The sequence below is a fragment of the uncultured Psychroserpens sp. genome (assembly GCF_947492715.1).
Lineage (GTDB): Bacteria > Bacteroidota > Bacteroidia > Flavobacteriales > Flavobacteriaceae > Psychroserpens.
Genome location: NZ_CANLNS010000001.1, coordinates 1,234,215 through 1,254,821, shown reverse-complemented (window position 1 = coordinate 1,254,821; position 20,607 = coordinate 1,234,215). Strand labels below are relative to the sequence as shown.

General features: G+C 34.4%; 14 protein-coding genes and 1 tRNA gene. 9 read left to right on the top strand and 6 right to left on the bottom strand.

What is annotated here, in order from left to right; translation table 11 throughout:
- The first annotated feature begins 42 nt into the window (after nucleotides 1-42).
- Nucleotides 43-945, top strand: coding sequence for a FecR family protein (locus tag Q0787_RS05680; protein ID WP_298901264.1), 903 nt, complete (start codon nucleotides 43-45; stop codon nucleotides 943-945).
- Nucleotides 932-3,436: a TonB-dependent receptor gene (locus tag Q0787_RS05675; RefSeq protein WP_298901263.1), complete on the top strand. Its 2,505-nt coding sequence runs from the start codon at nucleotides 932-934 to the stop codon at nucleotides 3,434-3,436. The genes Q0787_RS05680 and Q0787_RS05675 overlap by 14 nt, the downstream gene beginning before the upstream one ends.
- Nucleotides 3,437-3,519: 83 nt before the next feature.
- Here the strand turns inward: Q0787_RS05675 and Q0787_RS05670 are convergent.
- Together Q0787_RS05670 and Q0787_RS05665 are read right to left on the bottom strand one after the other, a co-directional pair.
- Nucleotides 3,520-3,593: transfer RNA gene (locus Q0787_RS05670), tRNA-Ala, on the bottom strand.
- 5 nt (nucleotides 3,594-3,598) lie between these two features.
- A complete protein-coding gene (locus tag Q0787_RS05665; RefSeq protein WP_298901262.1) occupies nucleotides 3,599-4,393 on the bottom strand; it encodes a universal stress protein in 795 nt (264 codons plus the stop codon).
- 59 nt (nucleotides 4,394-4,452) lie between these two features.
- Between Q0787_RS05665 and Q0787_RS05660 the strand changes: the two genes are divergently transcribed.
- From Q0787_RS05660 to Q0787_RS05645, 4 genes are all read left to right on the top strand, one after another.
- Nucleotides 4,453-4,953: a GNAT family N-acetyltransferase gene (locus Q0787_RS05660; RefSeq protein ID WP_298901261.1), complete on the top strand. Its 501-nt coding sequence runs from the start codon at nucleotides 4,453-4,455 to the stop codon at nucleotides 4,951-4,953.
- On the top strand, nucleotides 4,950-6,284 hold the full coding sequence (locus Q0787_RS05655) for an MATE family efflux transporter (RefSeq protein ID WP_298901260.1): 1,335 nt from the start codon (nucleotides 4,950-4,952) through the stop codon (nucleotides 6,282-6,284). Before Q0787_RS05660 ends, Q0787_RS05655 begins: the two co-directional genes overlap by 4 nt.
- Before the next feature lie 142 nt (nucleotides 6,285-6,426).
- Nucleotides 6,427-6,879: a 6-carboxytetrahydropterin synthase gene (locus Q0787_RS05650; RefSeq protein ID WP_298901259.1), complete on the top strand. Its 453-nt coding sequence runs from the start codon at nucleotides 6,427-6,429 to the stop codon at nucleotides 6,877-6,879.
- A 10-nt stretch (nucleotides 6,880-6,889) separates the two neighbouring features.
- On the top strand, nucleotides 6,890-7,648 hold the full coding sequence (locus Q0787_RS05645; protein ID WP_298901531.1) for a UDP-2,3-diacylglucosamine diphosphatase: 759 nt from the start codon (nucleotides 6,890-6,892) through the stop codon (nucleotides 7,646-7,648).
- Here the strand turns inward: Q0787_RS05645 and Q0787_RS05640 are convergent.
- Genes Q0787_RS05640 through Q0787_RS05625 form a run of 4 tightly spaced genes read right to left on the bottom strand, consistent with a single transcriptional unit; the run spans nucleotide 7,641 to nucleotide 12,237 of the window.
- Nucleotides 7,641-8,921: an MFS transporter gene (locus tag Q0787_RS05640; RefSeq protein ID WP_298901258.1), complete on the bottom strand. Its 1,281-nt coding sequence runs from the start codon at nucleotides 8,919-8,921 to the stop codon at nucleotides 7,641-7,643. The genes Q0787_RS05645 and Q0787_RS05640 overlap by 8 nt on opposite strands.
- A gap of 58 nt (nucleotides 8,922-8,979) precedes the next feature.
- Complete coding sequence (locus Q0787_RS05635; protein WP_298901257.1) at nucleotides 8,980-10,074, bottom strand: OmpA family protein; 1,095 nt, start codon at nucleotides 10,072-10,074, stop codon at nucleotides 8,980-8,982.
- A 29-nt stretch (nucleotides 10,075-10,103) separates the two neighbouring features.
- Nucleotides 10,104-11,792, bottom strand: a complete 1,689-nt coding sequence (recJ, locus tag Q0787_RS05630; protein ID WP_298901256.1) for a single-stranded-DNA-specific exonuclease RecJ — start codon at nucleotides 11,790-11,792, stop codon at nucleotides 10,104-10,106.
- A gap of 22 nt (nucleotides 11,793-11,814) precedes the next feature.
- Nucleotides 11,815-12,237: an OsmC family protein gene (locus tag Q0787_RS05625; RefSeq protein ID WP_298901255.1), complete on the bottom strand. Its 423-nt coding sequence runs from the start codon at nucleotides 12,235-12,237 to the stop codon at nucleotides 11,815-11,817.
- Nucleotides 12,238-12,295: 58 nt separating this feature from the next.
- Here Q0787_RS05625 and Q0787_RS05620 point away from each other — a divergent pair, with 58 nt between their 5' ends.
- The 3 genes from Q0787_RS05620 (at nucleotide 12,296) to Q0787_RS05610 (ending at nucleotide 20,539) form a co-directional block, all read left to right on the top strand.
- Entirely contained in the window at nucleotides 12,296-12,898 is a 603-nt protein-coding gene (locus Q0787_RS05620) for a carboxymuconolactone decarboxylase family protein (protein WP_298901254.1), read from the top strand.
- A gap of 214 nt (nucleotides 12,899-13,112) precedes the next feature.
- Nucleotides 13,113-15,959: a carboxypeptidase-like regulatory domain-containing protein gene (locus Q0787_RS05615; RefSeq protein ID WP_298901253.1), complete on the top strand. Its 2,847-nt coding sequence runs from the start codon at nucleotides 13,113-13,115 to the stop codon at nucleotides 15,957-15,959.
- Between the two features lie 5 nt (nucleotides 15,960-15,964).
- Nucleotides 15,965-20,539: a TonB-dependent receptor plug domain-containing protein gene (locus Q0787_RS05610; protein WP_298901252.1), complete on the top strand. Its 4,575-nt coding sequence runs from the start codon at nucleotides 15,965-15,967 to the stop codon at nucleotides 20,537-20,539.
- The last annotated feature ends 68 nt before the right edge of the window (nucleotides 20,540-20,607 follow it).

Here is a 20,607-nt window from a genome sequence, read left to right as displayed (position 1 = left end):
ACAATTATAATTTAAATTGTTTTAAGAATATAACCCTATTTTATGAACGAAGAGTATTTAGTAAAAAAATGGTTGAATGATGATTTGTCTCTTTTAGAGGCAGAGTCTTTCAATGCTTTAGAAAATGCAACGTTCTATAAAGAAATTATTGACAGCGCACAACAGTTTAGTGGTTATTTAAATGCTAAAGTCGAATCCTTTGATATGTTAGACAAAAAGTTAGCTTCTCAAAAAAATACTTCTAATAATTGGCTAAAAGTTGCTTTTAGTATTGCTGCTACTCTTGTTGTTGGGTTTGCATTGTTTACGTTGTTAAACAAAGATCAAATAAGCTCTTTTAAGACCAATTTAGCTCAAAACCAAACTATCACTTTACCTGATAATTCAATTGTAAATCTTAACCAATTATCTGGTCTAGAATACTCTAATTCTAATTGGGATAAGAATAGGTCATTAGACCTTTTTGGAGAAGCCTTTTTTGATGTTGAAAAAGGAAAACGCTTTGATGTAAATACAAAATTTGGGAAAGTCAGTGTTCTTGGTACAGAATTTAATGTATTATCTAGGGATAGCATTTTTAAAGTCTCTTGTTATGAAGGCTTAGTTCAAGTCACATATAATAATGATATTATAAGGCTACCTGCTGGTACTGAATTTGTTCTATCATCAGGACATAGTATAAAATCGAATATTGTCGTAGCAGAGCCTTACTGGCTTAAAAATATGAGTGTATTTGAAAACGCTTCTTTTGAGGAAGTTATTGACGAGCTAGAAAAGCAATACAATATTAAGGTACAATATTCATCTGATTTGAGTATTCAATTCATAGGTGCTTTTGAACATGACAATCTTGAAAATGCTTTAAAGTCTATAACGAACCCCCTTAATTTGACCTATGAAATTCAGAATACTAACGAGGTCATTATAAGGAATGGACAGAACTAGGTTTTACATATTTCTATTTCTGTGCTTTTTTCAATTATTTAAGTCGCACGGACAAAATTCAGAGCAAAAAGTTCCAGTATCTGAAGTACTTGAGCAAATTACAAAAGTGCATTCTATTACCTTTAATTATGAAAGTAATCTTTTAAAAAGCATCATTGTAACCCCTATATCACAGGATTTAAGTTTAAATTCAAAACTTAAAAATCTCGAAAAACAAACCAATCTAATTTTTGAGAGAGTTAGTGATTTAGTTTATACTATTTCTAAGTCAATACGATTGTGTGGTTATATCAAAGATTCAGAATTAAAAAAACCTCTTATGGGCGCTACTATTACAGGTAAATTTGCTCATTCAGTAACCGATGAAAATGGCTATTTTGAAATTGAAATAAGATCCCAAAATGAACTAGTAATCATAAGACATATTGGATTGAAAACCATTGAGCGTCAAGTGAAATATTTTGACTTAGAGGATTGTGGAATAATAGTAATGCTTATTCAGCAAGAGTTAATTTCCCCAGTTCTCATTGAAGCGTATCTCGTTAAAGGTATTGATAAAAGACACAATTGGACAACCTCAATAGACTATAAACGATTTAGTCTTTTACCTGGTCTAATTGAATCAGATGTCTTACAAACTGTTCAGGCATTACCAAGCATCTTGAGTGTTGATGAAACTGTTTCTAATATAAATATCCGAGGTGGTTCTAATGACCAAAATTTGATGCTTTGGGATGATATCAAAATGTATCAAACGGGACATTTTTTTGGTCTCATCTCGAGTTTTAATCCGCTTATGACTCAAACTGCAAACGTTATTAATAATGGCTCAGATGTAGCATTGACAGATGGAGTTTCTGGTACGATTCAAATGCAAACAGATAAGCAAATTGATTCTAAATTCAAAGGTGTTTTTGGTCTTAATTTTTTAAATGCAGAATTGTTTTCGAATATTCCAACAGGCAATAAGTCGTCACTTCAGATTGCATCCAGAAAGTCTTTGAACGATTTTGTAAGAACACCAACTTACGATGTTTATTTCGATAGAGTGACTCAGGACACAGAAGCAGAAAATAATATTGCAAATGTTACTAATTCTAATCAGGAATTCGACTTTTACGATACAGCGCTACGATGGTTATATCAGCCTACGAGTAGAGATTTTATAAGACTAAATTTCATACTAATTAATAACGATTTAGGCTTCAATGAAACGGCTGATATTGATGGCGTATTAAGAACCAGAGGTAGTAATATTACGCAAAACAGTCTAGCAGTAGGGCTAAACTACAAAAGACAATGGAGTGAGAGGCTGTCATCAACAATCAATATTTATGATAGCGAATATAAACTTGAAGCTCTTAACGCTGATGTATTGAGCAATCAGCTACAGCTACAGGAGAATATTGTTTCTGAAACAAGTGTCTTGTTAAACAACCTGTATGAACAAAATCAATGGCGCTTTAATCTTGGTTATCAATTTACAGAAACAGAGGTCATAAACTTAAATGATATTGACTTACCTCGATTTGTGAGACGAGACGAAGAAATATTAAGAGAGCATAGTGCTTTTGGTCAAGTTTGGTACAAAAACCCAAATAAAGACTTTTCCGTTAGAGGCGGACTGAGAGTAAATTACTTAACACGATTTGAAGAGTTAATTCTTGAACCAAGATTAAGCTTAAGAAAATCTATTGGAGAGCATATTGAAATTGAAGCACAAGGCGAATTTAAACATCAAAGTACATCACAAATCGTTAATTTTCAGAATGACTTTTTAGGTATTGAGAAAAGGCGTTGGCAATTAACTGACAACGATAGCATCCCAATCATTCAAAGTAAGCAAGTTTCATTTGGAATAACATACAAAAATAATGGTTGGTTATTAGATGCTAAGGCTTATTATAAAATAGTAGATGGCATAACTTCCCAAAGTCAAAGTTTTACTACTAAATATGAATTCGCGAAGCAAAAAGGCAGTTATGATGTCTATGGTTTTGAGTTTTTATGCAGAAAGAAATTCAGCAATTTCAATACTTGGTTAAGTTATTCATACATGAACAATACTTACACTTTTGAAACACTTGAAGATATTGAATTCCCCAGTAATTTTGATATAACGCATTCGGTTGCTCTAGGAACAACCTTTAGTAACAAATCTTGGAATATTTCAGCAGGAGTAAACTACAGAACAGGAAAACCTACGTCTATACCGTTAAACGGAAATGAAATAGTTGAAGATAATGTAAATTTTGATCAAGGAAATAATGAACGATTATCAGACTATTTAAGAATTGATGCTTCAGTCATTTACAAGTTCAAATTAAGTAATTCTGTTAGATCAGAAATAGGTGCATCCATCTGGAATATATCAAATAGAGAAAATGCCATTAACAACTATTATAGAGTCAATGTAAATACTGAAGTCAATAAATTCTCTAGGTTTTCCTTAGGGCTTACTACAAATGCCGTAGCACGTATCTATTTTTAATTGAATAAGCGCTTCCATATTAAAACACATTTCCATATCATATAAAAAAGCCTCACATCACTGTGAAGCCCTGTTATTCAGTGTGGAGCATATCGGATTCGAACCGATCGCCTCTACGCTGCCAGCGTAGCGCTCTAGCCAAATGAGCTAATGCCCCAATTTTTATTTCAAACCTCTTAAAACCAATACAGGCAAAGCACTACTAAAGTCTTTCTTTAAAATGGTACTCTTTTCCCATTTTTTCACAAAAAACCCACGCTTACGTCTTACAACACATAATAAATCAGGGTTATTATTGGTATAATGTTCTAAAACACCTTGATGTGTTGTGGCGTTTTCACTTACTGTAGTATTTGTAATTAAACTCGCTAAATCATCATTAACATCTAAGTCGCCTTCATTGAAAAATGGCGTTTTTACCAGAAGTAAATTCACTACAGCTTTAAACTGGTTCTTTATTGCTTTTAAAGGATCTAAAGCATCTTCTTTTCTAATGATAGCAGATTTAACGGCTAATAAAATCTTTACAATCGGTTTGTAAACATAACCCTCTGGAACAATTAATGCCGGAATATTCGTTTGCTTAACAATTTTCCCTGAAGTTTTGCCTAAGTATACCTCATCTTTAATTGAGTTCGTTCGAGGCTCTAATAAAATGAGGTCTACATTTAGAGCTTCACATGCCAACTCTATCGTATCTACCAGTTTTCCTTTAAATGTTTTAACAACAACGTCTACTCCTTTGGTATCAATTTTAGACACATGACTATTTAAAAAAGTAACACTTTCGCGCTCCAATATGTGATCAATCTTTATCATAGTGCCTGCTTTTGTATAAACATTATAAATCTGTACAACATATAATTTGGCACCAAATGCTCTAGCAAAATCAACAGCATACTGTAAATGGCTTTCAGCATTTTTAGAGGAACCAACAGGAACAAGAATAGACTTCATAATCAAATATTTAAAAGTAACTTTGTTTAAAATAAATTTTTGCAAAGGTAACTATTAATATGATACGTAAAGCAACTCTAAAGGATATAGATGCTATCATAAGCATCACAAAGGCATGTGCTAAACATATGATCGATCAACAAATATTTCAGTGGAACGAACATTATCCAAACCCATCTGCTTTTCAAAATGATGTAGAGCGCGATGAATTATATGTGCTAGATGTTGAAAACAGTATTAAAGGCTGTATAGTAATCTCAACCTTAATGGACGAGGAGTATATGCCTGTGACATGGTTGACTCCAAATGAAAACAATATCTACATTCATCGGTTAGCCATTCATCCAAAGTATCAAGGTCAAGGTTATGCGCGTCAACTTATGAATTTTGCAGAAGCACACGCTATAGAAAACAACTATACCTCTATTCGATTAGACACCTTCTCTGAGAACAAAAGAAACCAAAAATTTTACGAACTTCGTGGCTATCAGCGCTTGGGTAATATTTATTTTCCTAAGCAAAGTGAGTTTCCTTTTTATTGTTACGAGCGTATTTTTTGAAAACAGACATTACATTAAAAAACATCAATAAATTAGCCATTCCGGCATTAATATCTGGAGTAGCCGAACCTATCTTGTCGCTTACAGATACTGCTATAATTGGTAATGTAGATCATAATGCTGCCGAAGCCTTAGCCGCTGTTGGAATTGTTGGGACCTTTATCTCTATGCTTATTTGGGTATTTGGTCAAACACGAAGTGCTATTTCATCTATTGTATCCCAACATTTAGGCGCTAATCAGTTAGATGCAGTTAAAAATCTTCCTGCTCAGGCTATTTTTATTATCACATCAATTAGCCTCATAATTATAGCCATCACATTACCATTCTCTTCTCAAATATTTAATTTCTATAATGCCTCTGGTCAAATATTAGATTACAGTGTTGAGTATTACAATATTCGCGTTTTTGGCTTTCCATTTACACTCTTTACTATTGCTGTTTTTGGCACATTTAGAGGGCTTCAAAACACCTACATTCCAATGATTATTGCTATTGTTGGAACCGTCGTTAATATTGTATTGGACTTTGCTTTTGTTTATGGTATAGAAGGACTTATAAGCCCTATGCATATCAAAGGAGCCGCATACGCCAGTGTAATTGCTCAAATTATTATGGCCTTATGCTCAGCCTATTTTTTACTAAAAAAGACCGATATTTCGTTGCGTGTTACATTTCCGTTTAATAAAGAAATTAAAACATTTACGGTTATGGTTTTGAATCTATTTGTAAGAACCCTAGCCTTAAATGCCACCTTATATTTTGCAACAAGTTTCGCCACATTATATGGAACACAATACATTGCAGCCTATACCATTGCTATAAATCTTTGGTTTTTAGGAGCTTTCATTATTGATGGTTATGCCAGTGCCGGAAACATTCTGTCTGGGAAATTATTAGGAGCAAAAGACTATAAAAAATTGGTGGAATTAAGTCGGTTTTTGATAAAATGTGGCATTGGTATTGGAATTATTTTAGCCGTCATTGGATTTATAACTTATAATGTTGTTGGTTCTATTTTCACGAAAGACCAAACCGTACTCAATGAGTTTTATAACGTCTATTGGATTGTTTTGGCAATGCAACCTTTTTGTGCATTAGCCTTTATTTTTGATGGGATATTTAAAGGCATGGGGAAAATGAAATTTCTTAGAAACCTACTCCTTTTGTCAACTGGTTTAGTCTTTATTCCACTTTTATTTTTACTAGATAGCTTTGACCTTAAGTTATACGCTGTTTTTATTGCATTAACCTTATGGATTATTGCAAGAGGTATTCCGCTAATCATAAAATTCAGACAACTATTTTTATCACTTTCACAAAAGACGTAACTTTGGCGAATAATACGCTTTAAAGCAAGCCTAAAAACAACGCTATGGATATCATGTCATTTATAAGTGGAAACGGTTTATTTCTTATTTTAGGAATCGTTTTAGTTATTGTTTATTTCTACAACCGTAATAAAAAACGATAATGAGTAACATTCGCATTACAAAACAATTTTCTTTTGAAACTGGTCATGCCCTTTATGGATACGACGGAAAGTGTAAAAACGTTCATGGTCATAGCTATCGATTAGATGTAACGGTTATTGGGAAGCCTATTTCAGACAATACCAACGTAAAATATGGGATGGTTATTGATTTTAGTGATCTCAAGAAGATTGTTAAAGAAGAAATCGTAGATGTGTTTGATCATGCGACAGTGTTTAATAAGAATACACCACATGTTGAGTTAGCCAAAGAACTTGAAGATCGAGGCCATAATGTATTATTGGTTAATTACCAACCTACAAGTGAAATGATGGTTATTGATTTTGCTGAAAAGATAAAACAACGTTTACCTAATACCATCAAACTACACTCATTAAAACTCCAAGAAACGGCAACCTCATACGCACAGTGGTTCGCTTCTGATAATGACTAAGCCAACTCACATAAAAATCCCAGAGGGCAAGAAAATTTACTTTTCGTCAGATAATCATTTGGGGGCACCAACAAAAGAAGCCTCCCTACCTCGCGAAAAGAAATTTGTAGCATGGCTTGATGAAATAAAAAAAGACGCTGCAGCCATCTTTTTACTTGGTGATTTATTCGATTTTTGGATGGAGTACAGACGTGTTATTCCAAAAGGATTTACAAGAACTTTAGGGAAACTTGCTGAAATTAGTGACTCCGGAATTCCTATTTACTACTTTGTTGGTAATCACGACTTATGGATGAATGGATATTTTGAAGAAGAACTTAATATTCCTGTATTTCATAAACCCAAAGAATTCATTTTTAATGATATGCGTTTTTTTATTGGTCATGGTGATGGATTAGGCCCAGGAGATAAGGGTTATAAACGCATGAAAAAAGTATTTACAAATCCAATTTGTAAATGGCTATTTAGACGTCTATTACATCCCGATTTTGGTATGCGCATTGGGCATTATATGTCTGTTAAAAACAAAATGATATCTGGAGATGACGATGCTAAATTTTTAGGGAACGATAAAGAATGGCTAGTGCAATATTGTAAACGAAAATTAGAAACAGAACATAGAGACTTCTTTGTATTCGGACACAGACATTTGCCTTTAGATATTCAACTCAATGAACAATCAAAATACATCAATCTAGGAGATTGGATAACCTATTATACCTATGGCGTTTTTGATGGCAATCAAATGGAATTGAAAACATTTAAGTAGTCTCATCGGTCTCTGCCTCGTGAGCTTCAATATCTTTTGTTAAATCGAGATCACGTAACGGTTTATTTTTAACTCCCATTACCGCCACAACAATTAAGGTTACTGTTCCGCCTAACATAACAGCTAAAGGCGCACCAAAAATCCTGGCAGCAATACCGCTCTCTAGAGCTCCCAGCTCATTAGAAGATCCTACAAACATAGAATTTACCGCACCAACACGACCTCTCATATTATCTGGAGTTTTAAGCTGAAGTATGGTTTGACGTACAACCATAGAAATACCATCAAAAACACCTGAGAAAAATAATGCTAAAACACTCAACCACATAAGTTTAGATGCTCCAAAAATGATCATACAAAACCCAAATCCGAATACAGAAATGAGTAACTTCTTCCCTGTATTTTTTGTAATAGGTATATAGGTTGTTGCTAACATGGTTATAATACTACCTGATGAAAGCGCTGCATTTAAAATACCGAACCCTTTTGGTCCAGCGTCTAAAATATCTTTTGCAAATACAGCAAAAATTGCCACAGCGCCACCAAACAAGACAGCCATCATATCTAAAGTTAAAGCGCCTAAAATAACCTTGTCGTTAAACACAAAGCTAAGTCCGGCCTTTAAGCTTTCTTTTATTGATTCATTATTTCCTTTATTTAAAATTGGTTTTTTAGCTATTTGTAATACCAATACCAGGGCAACCATTACTAGTAGAAATACGATCCCTAAGGTCTGATTTACACCTATCCAAGCTATTAAAAACCCACCGCATAAAGCTCCAAATACATTTGCACCTTTCCATGTACTACTACTCCATGTTGCTGCATTAGGATATGCTTTCTTTGGAACGAGTAATGCTATTAACGAAAATATCGTAGGACCAAAAAATGCCCTCAATACACCGCCAAAAAAAACTAACCCATAAATCCCATATAAAATAGTACTTGTTTCCCACGAAGACTCAACCGTGTTCGATGTTAACCAAAACAATCCAAAACTTATTAAAGAAAACAATGAAATACAAAGTGCAAATAAATTTCGTTTTTCTTTCTTATCGACGATATGGCCTGCAAAAGGAGCAAGAAAAAAAGCTGGTAAAAATTCGCAAAGACCAATAATCCCCAATGACAATGGGTCTTCGGTTAGTGCATAGACCTGCCATTCTATGACTACAAATTGCATAGACCAACCAAAAACTAATGCAAAACGAAGAATCAAAAAAATGTTGAATTCTCTAAACCGTAATGCTGCGTATGGATCGTTTTTAGCCAATTAGATAAATTTGTGATTATGTCTAATATTTACCACAAAAATAAACGAAAGCAAAGTATTAATCTTTGATTTTCTTAATCAATTTAAATTCAACACGCCTATTAAGTTCACGTCCTTCTGCTGTTGTATTGGTTGCAATTGGTTTAGAACTAGCATAACCAAAAAATTGAATTCTTTCATTAGGAAGCCCTAATGACATTAAATATTTAGAAACCGCCTGAGCTCTTTGTTGAGACAATTCAAGATTTCTTACTTCCGTCCCTGTATTATCAGTATGTCCATAAATTTCAACATTCAAATCAGGGTTCGTAAATAGGTATGTATATAAGCTATTCAGTTCAATTTTAGAAGTATCCAGTAATTTGGCCTTATCAAATTCGAAAAGGACATTCTTAAAGGTATAAATTGTTTCATTTTCAAAACTCTCCTGTTCTTTTTCAGTAGATAATTGAGTTTCGTTTTTAGCAATCGGTTTAACGCTCACATCATCAATATAATAATACGAAAATTGCTTACCTGTTGAAGACAATACATTCTGTTTTTTCGTTTTGCGATTAGAGCTAAAATTTCCAATGGTAAAATATTTTTCAAACCCTAAAGCCGTATACTCTACATCTATCTTAATCCAATTCACCGTATCAGCATAGAAATCGTCATGAGGTATTTCTAAAAAATTTGATGCAACAGCTTGTTTAGATAAACGTTTTATATTGATTTGATTCGAATTTGTATTTTGTAATGGAATTGGCATAAACAAAACATCTATATGACTTATAGCATGCGTAGAATACTCCGCTAAACTCACATAAAAAGACAACTTGTAAGTTATTCCTTCCTCCAGTTTTTGGCGTAATTCACCTTGAATATATTCGCGATAATTTTTATCAGAAAACGTATATATTCCAACATAGCCATTTCCTGTCTTGGCTTTCTGGTTTCCTGCATGATTAATACTATTCATGCGTTCAGCACACGTATTGAAATAGTCAGTAGTGGCAAAAGTAGGTGTTGACCATGAGGTCACGTTTTTATTGAAATTACTTATAAATTCTGGACAATACTTATACGTCTCAAAACTTGGGTTAACAACTAAATTTTGCGCCAATATAATATTGCAAATTAAGCAGGAAATAATAGTTGTAATGTGTTTCATAATGGAGTAACGAAAACCAAAAAGAAATATTATGACTTAATGTCTCGTAGTTTTAATTGTAAACTTACTTGACCTTGCCAATGGTTTTCGTCAATAGAATATACTGCGTTAAATGGCTTTCGGTTTTTAATGATGTCTATTTTATCACCTAAGTTAAATCCAATACCAACAATGTTATAACCATCTTGCGTTGCCGTTAGTCGTAAGTGCTTATCATCACCTCCAACACACCTTCCATATCCTGTGTCTTTAAGGTTTTCAGTCATAAAAATAGGCGTTCTATTTTCTGGTCCAAATGGTGCAAATTGACTAATGATTCGCCAAAATTTTTGATCTACCTGACGCAGGTCAAGACACATGTCTATCTTTATTTCTGGTGTGAGTAAATTTCTGTCAATTGTTTTAGAAACCTCATCTTCAAATGCTTGTTTAAAGGCATCATAATTCTCCTCCTTAAGTGTTAAACCTGCGGCATATTTATGACCTCCAAATTGTTCTAAATGTTCACTGCATGCCTGTAACGCATTATAAACGTCAAAACCAGAAACCGATCTTGCTGAAGCTGCAAGTTTATCTCCGCTTTTAGTAAAAACTAATGTTGGTCTATAATAGGTTTCGGTGAGTCTGGACGCCACAATACCAATAACCCCTTTATGCCATGATTCGTCATAAACAACCGTTGTTAGTCGGTTTTCTTCATTTAGTTCAGTAATTTGATGTAGCGCTTCTTCAGTAATACGCTTATCCGCTTCTCGTCTATCTTGATTAAAAGCGTTAATCTCTTGAGCGTATGCTTTTGCAAGAACTGCATCAGTTTCAGTTAATAAGGTTACGGCGTAGTTACCATGTTTCATTCGCCCTGCCGCATTAATACGAGGCGCAACAATAAATACGACATCTGTAATTGTAAGTTTATCTTTTTGAACCTGCTCAATAATGGCTTGAATTCCCGGTCTTGGTTGCGAATTAATAACTTGTAATCCAAAATAAGCTAAGGCCCTGTTTTCTCCAACAATAGGAACAATATCAGCGCCAATAGCAGTAGCAACTAAATCTAAGTATTCCGAAAGTTCCTCTACAGTTTTACCCTCTTTTGAAGCTAAAGCCTGTATTAATTTAAATCCAACACCGCAACCACATAACTCCTTAAAAGGATACTCACAATCGTTCCGCTTTGGGTCTAAAATAGCCACAGCTTTTGGCAATACCTCACCTGGTCTATGATGGTCGCATATAATGAAATCAATTCCTTTTTCAGAAGCATAGTCGACTTTGTCAATAGCTTTTACACCACAATCTAGCGCAACGATGAGCGAAAACCCATTGTCATGAGCAAAGTCAATTCCTTTGTAAGAGATGCCGTAACCTTCATCATAGCGATCTGGTATGTATGTGGCAATTTGATCCGATTTCGTTTCTAAATAGGATGATAGTAAGGCCACAGATGTTGTTCCATCAACATCATAATCGCCATAAACCAAAATATTCTCGCCTTGAAGAAGTGCAGCTTCAATACGAGCAACGGCTTTGTCCATATCTTTCATAAGAAATGGATCGTGTAAATCATCTAAACTTGGGCGAAAAAATGTCCTGGCTTCTTCGTAAGTCTCTATACCCCTCTGCACTAAAAGCGTAGCTATTGACGCATCAACCTGCAACGCTTTTTTCAAAGTGTCAACAGTAATCGGATCTTGTTTTGGTTTTAGAGTCCAACGCATATGCTAATATAGAAAATTTTCGCTATACGTTGTGATAATGAATAGACGTTTTTACTTCCGAGAATTTTCGAAACATCTCCATAACACCGCAGTATTTTTCGATAGAAAGGTCTACTGCTTTTTTAATCTTAGCTTCATCGAGGTTTTCACCATACAAATGGTATTCAACAGTTACTGTATGATAATATTTAGGGTGTTCTTCGGTAAGTTCTCCATAAGTATCAATTCTAAAATCTGAAAAAGGCACTTTCATCTTTTTAAGAATAGAGACCACGTCTAAACCAGAACAACCTGCTAAGGACGATAACATCATGGCTTTAGGTCCTAACCCAGAATTATGACCTCCGTGTTCTGGAGTTGTATCCATAGTAACTAACTTTCCGTTTGGATTATCGGATTCAAATTGTAAGTTTCCTTTCCAATGTGTGACAACTTTATGAGACATATCTAAAGAATTTTTCGTTTATTGTTAACTCAAAAATACTACTAAAAAAAACAAAAATATGGCATTAGTTACACCTTTATCAGCAGAACACGATCCAGAAACAAAACAACTTGCAGAATTTTTTAACGAAACTCTTGGGTTTTGCCCAAATTCTGTATTAACCATGCAACGTAGACCAGCTATTAGTAAGGCCTTTATTAACTTAAATAAAGCAGTCATGGCTAATGAAGGTCGTGTGACTTCTGCATTAAAACGTATGATTGCTTGGGTAAGCAGTAATTCTACTGGTTGTCGTTATTGCCAAGCTCATGCCATTCGTGCTGCAGAGCGTTATGGTGCCGAGCAAGAACAATTAGATAATATTTGGGAATATAGAACGCATCCTGCTTTTTCGGAAGCTGAGCGTGCTGCATTAGATTTTAGCTTAGCGGCTTCTCTTGTACCTAATGCCGTAAATGCCGATATCAAAAAACGTTTGTATGAGCACTGGGATGAAGGTGAAATCGTTGAAATGCTTGGTGTGATTTCTCTATTTGGATACCTCAACAGATGGAATGACTCTATGGGAACCTCTATTGAAGAAGGCGCAGTAGAAAGCGGAGATCAATACCTAGGTAAACACGGCTGGGAAAGTGGTAAACACAATGGTTCTCAATATTAAATAAAGATCATATAATACGTCCAAAAATCTTCAAAAATGTAAAGGGTATTTAAGTTATCCCTAGCCATTTTTAACATCAAAATAAAAAATCCTCTTCTATCCGAAGAGGATTTTTTATTGGAATACTTCACTCATTGAAACGTAGCTTTCACTCATTTCTAGTTTCCAAATCTTTAATACTGAAATAGATTTGAACTATTAAACCGTCAATATTATGAAAAATCAATTACTTAAAAAACTATGCATAGGGCTAGTCATACTTGTTTCGGCAAACCTTTTTGCTCAAGAAGGTACTGTGAGTGGTACGATCAATTCTGAAATAGATGGTCTTCCTCTTCCTGGTGTTAGTGTTATAGTAAAAGGCACTAATAGAGGTGTTCAAACCGACTTTGATGGGGATTACAGTATTAAATGCAGAGTTGGAGAAACTTTAGTATTTAAGTACATCGCTATGACAACCAAAGAGGTAAAGGTCACATCAAGCATGTTAGGATTGGAGTCTAACGATTTCTTCGTTGATGAAATTCCCATTAAACCCATTGAAAATGACGCCTACAAGAATGCTATAAAAACGACTAGCAATACTCCATTTAATGTACCTAGTTTGGATCTTTCTAATAAAACTTACAACAAAGTAAATAATTACCAATATAATCGTATCAAAGACATTAAAGTCAAGGAAAACAAAGTAGATCTAAACTATTTTGATTCCGATATCTATTTTGAAATTAAATTCAATAGTAAGTTCGGAACTCAATTTTTTAAAGATGAGAACTTGCCTAAGTTACAATCTGTTTATGTCCAAGGTGCTTCTCTAAATGGTGAGCTTGCTTTTTTAGGTGCCGAAACAGGAAATCCATTTTCCTATGGTCCAAAATTGAGCAATCTAGAATTTGATGGTAGCACCTATGATTATGATGTTAACGGACAATTAGTTGCTCTTGGTAGTGGTAATGGGACGGTATCTAACCCCTATGACAATGCTGTTTTACAAACAACATACAAAACAGATAACACCCTTTCTTTTAGCGCATCTACAGATGGAAGTATTCTTGAATTTAATTATTCAAATACTCTGTTTAAAGATGTCTTCAATCGAGAAAGAAGTGTTAGCGATTTTATGAAAATTTCTTTTAATCAAAGCTACCGTAACTCTAAAAAACTGTTATGGGAAGCCTATCTAAAATATGGTAAAAACAGAGACAATCAACCTAATATAAATGGATTTTTAAATAACACGCTATTAAACGCTTGGGCAACTCCAGTCAGTTTTAGCAATGCTCAAAACCCTGTTTTAACTAATAATACGCAACGTCGTTTTAATGCAAACTTCAATAATCCTAATTGGTTATTAGACAACAATCGCAACGCCGAAAAAAACAAATTCTTTGTCGCTTATCTTAAAAATGGAATAGAACTATCTGAAACCATTAATATTCATAACAGTTTAAGTTATACCAAAAATACAGATACTCAAAATTTTGGGCTGGTAACTAATTCTGCTGGATTTGATGATGGGTATTCTAGTGACAAAACTATTGAGAAGAATGTATTCAACGCCATACTTGATTTTGAATACGAAAGTGACGATCACAAAAATGAAATTAAAGTGATCTCTAAACTCGACTTTTCTTCTGAAGACTTAACATATAACCTCCATGAAGGTATTGGATTTAATCCGTTTAGCTTTGAAAACCCGCAAACGATTAATACCATCAATAATCGCTTGAACAGAAATACATTGCAGATTTTAAACAAATTCACCTACGGATTGAACTATTCTGATGTTGAGTTTACTGTAGGAAATAATTCGTATATCTCATCTGTTCAAAACAACAAGTGGGCACTTCCATTTTTACAACTTAATGCAGACATCGAAAGAATATTTGATATTTATGGTTTTACCTTCTTTAATATTTATGCCTTAACGTCTTTTGACGTTAATAACGCGTCATTATTTTACAACAATCAAAGTCATAACAGTCTGGGCTTATTACCCTCTCAAAGTTTAAGTTACACCGCTAATAATGATTTGTTTTTGAGTGATGCCATAGATTTAGAAGAAAAAAGAAGTTATCAGTTTGGTGTAGATTTCGAATTTTACCTCAGCCATAATTATTTCCGTTTTGATCTGGGTTATTTCAATACCCAAACCAAAGGTTCTGTATTTCCAATTTTTGAGAACAACAACTACGCATTAAAGAACATTGCAGATGTAACAAACAAAGGATTAGAAATGAGTCTTCATTCAAGACTTAGAATAACAGACAATTTCGATTACAATTCATCTTTTGTTTTTTCTACTAATAACGCAAAAGTTACTAGTATAAATAGTGATGAAGAACGTGTTCCAATTGCTGGATTTTCATCGGTGTCTAAAAATCTTATTGTAGGAGAATCTGCCGGAGTTATTGTTGGATCGGCATATGCTAGAGATAATCAAAACAACATAATCATTGATAACGAAGGATTCCCTTTAGTGGCCAATCAACCACAAATTATTGGTGATCCAATTCCTGATTTTAATTTTGGAATTAAACAATCATTTGTATGGAAAGATTTAGAACTAAAAGTTGTTTTAGATATTCAAAAAGGAGGCGACGTGTGGAATGGCACTCAAAATGTGCTCAATTATTTAGGGAGGTCTCAACAGTCTGCCAATGAAAGAACCATTACCAACTTTATTTTCTCAGGTGTAAATCAGCTAGGACAACAAAATACAGTTCCTGTTGATTTTTATAATCCGCAAAATGATATTTCACAAAACAGATTTGTGCGCTATGGGTTTTCGGGTGTTGACGAAGCCGCAATTCAAGATGGGAGCTATGTTAATTTAAAATCAATCGACCTCTCCTATAACTTCGAATTTGACAACGACCATTCTACATTTATAAGAGAATTAACGCTTAGTTTATACGCTAATAACCTTATCACATGGGCCAAGTTTGATGGTGCTTCTCCTTATCGCAGCCTTTATGACACACCTTCTAGTCTTGGATTAAACTTCTTTAATATGCCAATAACTAGTGAGATTGGCTTTATGCTTAACATTAAAATATAATCGTTATGAAAACTATAAAAAAAATAAGCGTTTATTTTCTTTTAACTGCTATTGTCATGACATCATTGACGGCTGTTAAGGCGTATCAAAATACAATAGCTCCAATTGAGAAAATATATACACAGACTGATAGACCATTTTATTTCCCCGGAGAAACACTGTGGTTTAAATCTTATATCGTTACCGAAAACAATACGGTTTCTAACCTTAGTGATGTTGCACATGCACAACTTATTTCACCTAAAGGCGCTGTCGTTAAATCTCTAAGATTATCAATTAAAGATGGGTATGCTTATGGTGATTTTGACATTAACACCAATTGGGTAGGAGGTATTTATACCTTAAAAGTCTATACGAATTGGATGCGTAATTTTGGTGAAAACACCTTTTTTACGAAACAGATTACTGTTCAAAAAGTAGTGAAACCTAACTTACTTTTAACACTAGAATTTCAAAAAGAAGGTTACGGAAAAAACAGCAAGGTGATAGCCGATTTTGAAGTTAAAGACTTAAAAAACAATCCGCTCGCCAACACAGAAATCACGTATGAAGTCTCAGTAAAAGGGCAAAAAATAAGCACTCAAAACGCTGTGACAGATAGCGAAGGAAAAATTAATCCGACGTTTACACTTCCAAAAGATTTGGTCACTACAGATGTAGTTCTCAACGTCCTTATCCCTTACAAAGGATCTACAGAATCTATATCAAGAAGTGTTCCTGTAGCATTAGATAATATTGATTTTCAGTTGTTTCCTGAAAGCGGCCAAATAATTGCTGGAACCAACAACACCATAGCATTTAAAGCCATTAACGAATTCACAAAACCAGTCGATGTTTCAGGAGATATATTGGATAGCAATGGACGTTTAATCACTACGTTTTCAAGTTTTCATGATGGGATGGGAAGTTTTATTCTCAATGCAAAAGAAGGTGAAGTTTATACAGCAAAACTTAAAACACCTTTTGTTTCTGAGCGTGCTATTGCACTTCCAAAAGTTCAAAAAGAAGGAACACGATTTTCGGTAGAAACTGAAGAGTCCATGACTAAAATCATTCTGTTTTCTACTGAAAAAAAATCATTGCGTTTAGAGGTTTCAAGTGCTTCTAAAGTATTACTTCAGAAGAAAATATCTAACAAGGAAAGTTTTATTAGTATAAATACGGAAGACTTTCCAATGGGAATTACAAAATTCAGTATCACAAATAACAACAATCAAATTGTAGCTGAGCGTTTGGTGTTTGTAAACCCACATAAACAGTTAAACGTTGATATAGATTTAGAAAAAACCGTTTACGAAACTCGTGAAAGAGTAAAGCTAAAGATCAATACCACAGATGGCAAAGGCCTCCCCTTACCGTCTAATTTATCAATTGCCGTTGCAGACAACAAGCTACTATCGTTTGCAGACGACAAGCAAGATCATATCCTATCGTACTTGTTAGTGTCTTCAGAATTAAAAGGAAAAATCCACAAGCCAAGTTTTTACCTCAATCCTAAAAAAGAAAAGTCTGCCGAAGCGTTAGATTATTTGATGCTTACTCATGGTTGGAGAAACTATATTGTGGATCCAAAAGTGACATTAGAAAATGCCGAGTTTTTACCAGAACAACATGCTATTCAATCTGGAACCGTTGTAGACAAAAAAGGAAAACCAATAACAGCCCATTTACTTCTTATGGATAGACTTGGTCATAAAATACATGCATTTGACACCGAAAACGATGGTACGTTTACTTTTAAATTCACAGATAGTCAGCATCTTGTGCTATTAGCTTACAGAGATGATAGAAAATCTGTATTTATCAAAAAAACGAACTTCATTAATGGTCGCTATCAACATCATAAAGACGCTACCCACAAAGAAAATGTTAAGCGTATTAAAACATTTGATAAAGAAGAAAAGCCTTTAAAAAAGAAAATTCTAAAAGAAGCAGAAGCAATAGAAATTGCACTTACAGAAGATTCTAGTCAACTTGATGAAGTAGTGATTGTAGGATATCGAACAACAAGTAAGAGCTCAACAACCGCTTCTGTGGTAGTAGTCGCAGAAGAAAGCCTTTCAAATGCATCTTCTGTTGTACAATTATTACAAGGGCAAGTGGCCGGAATTAACATCACAACATCCAATGGTGCGCCAGGCGCAAACTCAACCGTTCAATTGAGAGGTGTTGGAAGTATCTCTGGAAACATTGAACCTTTGTTTATAGTTGATGGAGTTCCTGTAGATGAAAGTGTTTTTCGAAACCTTAATCCTTCAGACCTCCATAGTATTAGCGTAATAAAAGATGCTGGAGCTACTGCAATTTATGGTTCAAGAGGCAGTAATGGTGTTATTGTTATTCAAACCAATAGTGGTGGTTACATTAATAACAGTTCGAAGAAAAAACTAAATAATGCAAAGTTCAATAACTACGGTATTGCCAATTTTCAAAACTCAAAACCATCACGTCTCTCTCAAGCAAAGGAATTCTATGTTCCTGTTTATGTAGGTGGAAACACCATAAACGAGAGAACCGATTTTAGACAAACGATTTATTGGAACCCTGTTGTACAAACAGACGAAAATGGGCAAGCAGAGGTTGAGTTTTACAATAACGATGCCATCACATCTTTCAAAATTACTACTGAAGGTGTTGGCTTTAATGGTATGATTGGAAGGCAAGAAGAAACTTATGCCACAAAAAAATTATTGAATATCGATTTTAAATCACCAAACTATATGGCACTCAAAGATGATGTGGTTTTACCATTAACCATAACAAACGAAACAGATAAAGACATTACGACTGACATAGAAATTATACTACCAAAACAATTAAAGTTTGCCGAAAATTATGATCGTCAAGTCACTGTTAATGCCAACAGTTCGGTATTGAGAAATGTTCGTGTTGTTCCTATTGAAAAAGCGGAGAACGCAACACTTGAAGTTCGTATAAACTCAGAAACACTAAGTGATGTGGTTAAAAGAAACGTCACGGTTTTAAGTCCGTACTTCCCAACACAAACCTCCATTTCTGGATCTAAATCTGGAGTCTACCAATTTGACATTAATAGTGTTGTTGACGGAAGTCTAAGCGCCAATTTCAACATATACACTGATGTCATTGGAGACGTAATGAATGGCATAGAATCCTTAATACGAGCTCCTTATGGTTGTTTTGAGCAAACCTCATCATCAACATATCCAAACATTATGGTACTTCAATACCTTAAAGAATCTGGTAAAAGCAATCCTGAAATAGAAGCTAAAGCTTTAGACTTTATTGATAAAGGTTATAAGCGTCTTATAGGGTTTGAAACTAAAGACGGTGGTTTTGAATGGTTTGGAAAAACACCGCCTCATGAAACCTTAACAGCTTACGGCATTTTAGAGTTTACCGAGATGAAACAGGTCTATGGTAATGTAGATCAAGCCATGATTGATAGAACCGTACAATGGCTCATGAGCAGAAAAGATGGGGAAGGTGGCTTCAAAAAAAGCACTAAAGGTTATGATAGTTTTGCGAGCTCTCCAGCAGATGTTGCCAATGCCTATATTGTCTATGCGATTAGTGAAGCAGGAATTGATGTAGACCTCAACCTAGAATACGAAGCGGCATATAAAGATGCTCTAAAAAGTAAAGATGCCTATAAAATGGCCATGATGGCCTTAGCCAGTTATAATCTTGATAAGCCAGAAAATGCAAGCACACTCATTAGTAAACTTAAAGATCAGATCTTTAAAAACGATTTTAAAGGCTTACCAGTAGAAAATACCATTACAAGATCCTACGGAAATGCAAAACATATAGAAACTACCGCTTTTACCTTGTTGGCTTTAATGAGAGAAGCACACGCAGACAAAACCTTAATTTCTAAAGGTATTGAGTATTTAGTAGGTCTAAGAAAACACGACAGATTTGGTTCTACACAATCTACAGCTATGGCATTAAAAGCGTTGATTAATTACACTAAAATGCAAAAACAACTCATTATCAAAGGTAATGATACTGTAGAATTAACAATTAACGGACAGTCTCTAAAAAGACGATTGAGCATCAACGATCAAGGAAAGATTGTCATTGATAGTTTAGCAACCTATTTTAAACAAGGGCAACAAAAGATTCAGGTACAATTTGCAAATGATAAAGTCACTTTTCCATACTGTTTAACTATAAATTGGGACAGTTATGTTCCTGATTCGTCTTCAGAAAGTCCACTAAAATTAGAGACAAAACTTCTTGAGAATAAATATAAAGTTGGAGACAATGTGAGCATGACGATACATGTATCTAACATCAAAGAAGAGCCTTTAGGAATGGTGACCTCCATTATTGGTATTCCATCAGGAACTACAGCCCAGCCTTGGCAATTGAAAGAACTATTAGAAAAAGAAAAAGTAGCCTATTATGAAGTGTTTGATAACTATCTGGTGTTTTACTGGAGGTTCTTCAGGCCTTCCGAAACAAAAACCATAAGACTAGACCTCAAAGCAGATATCGCGGGTGATTATCAGGCTCCTGCAAGCACAACCTACTTATATTATGGTGATGAATACAAAACTTGGATTGAAGGAAATACAATTGAGATTTTGAATTGATGGTTGTCATATTTTAGTTGTTGAATGAGGCCTCTTCAGAAATGGAGGGGCTTCTTATTGTTTACATT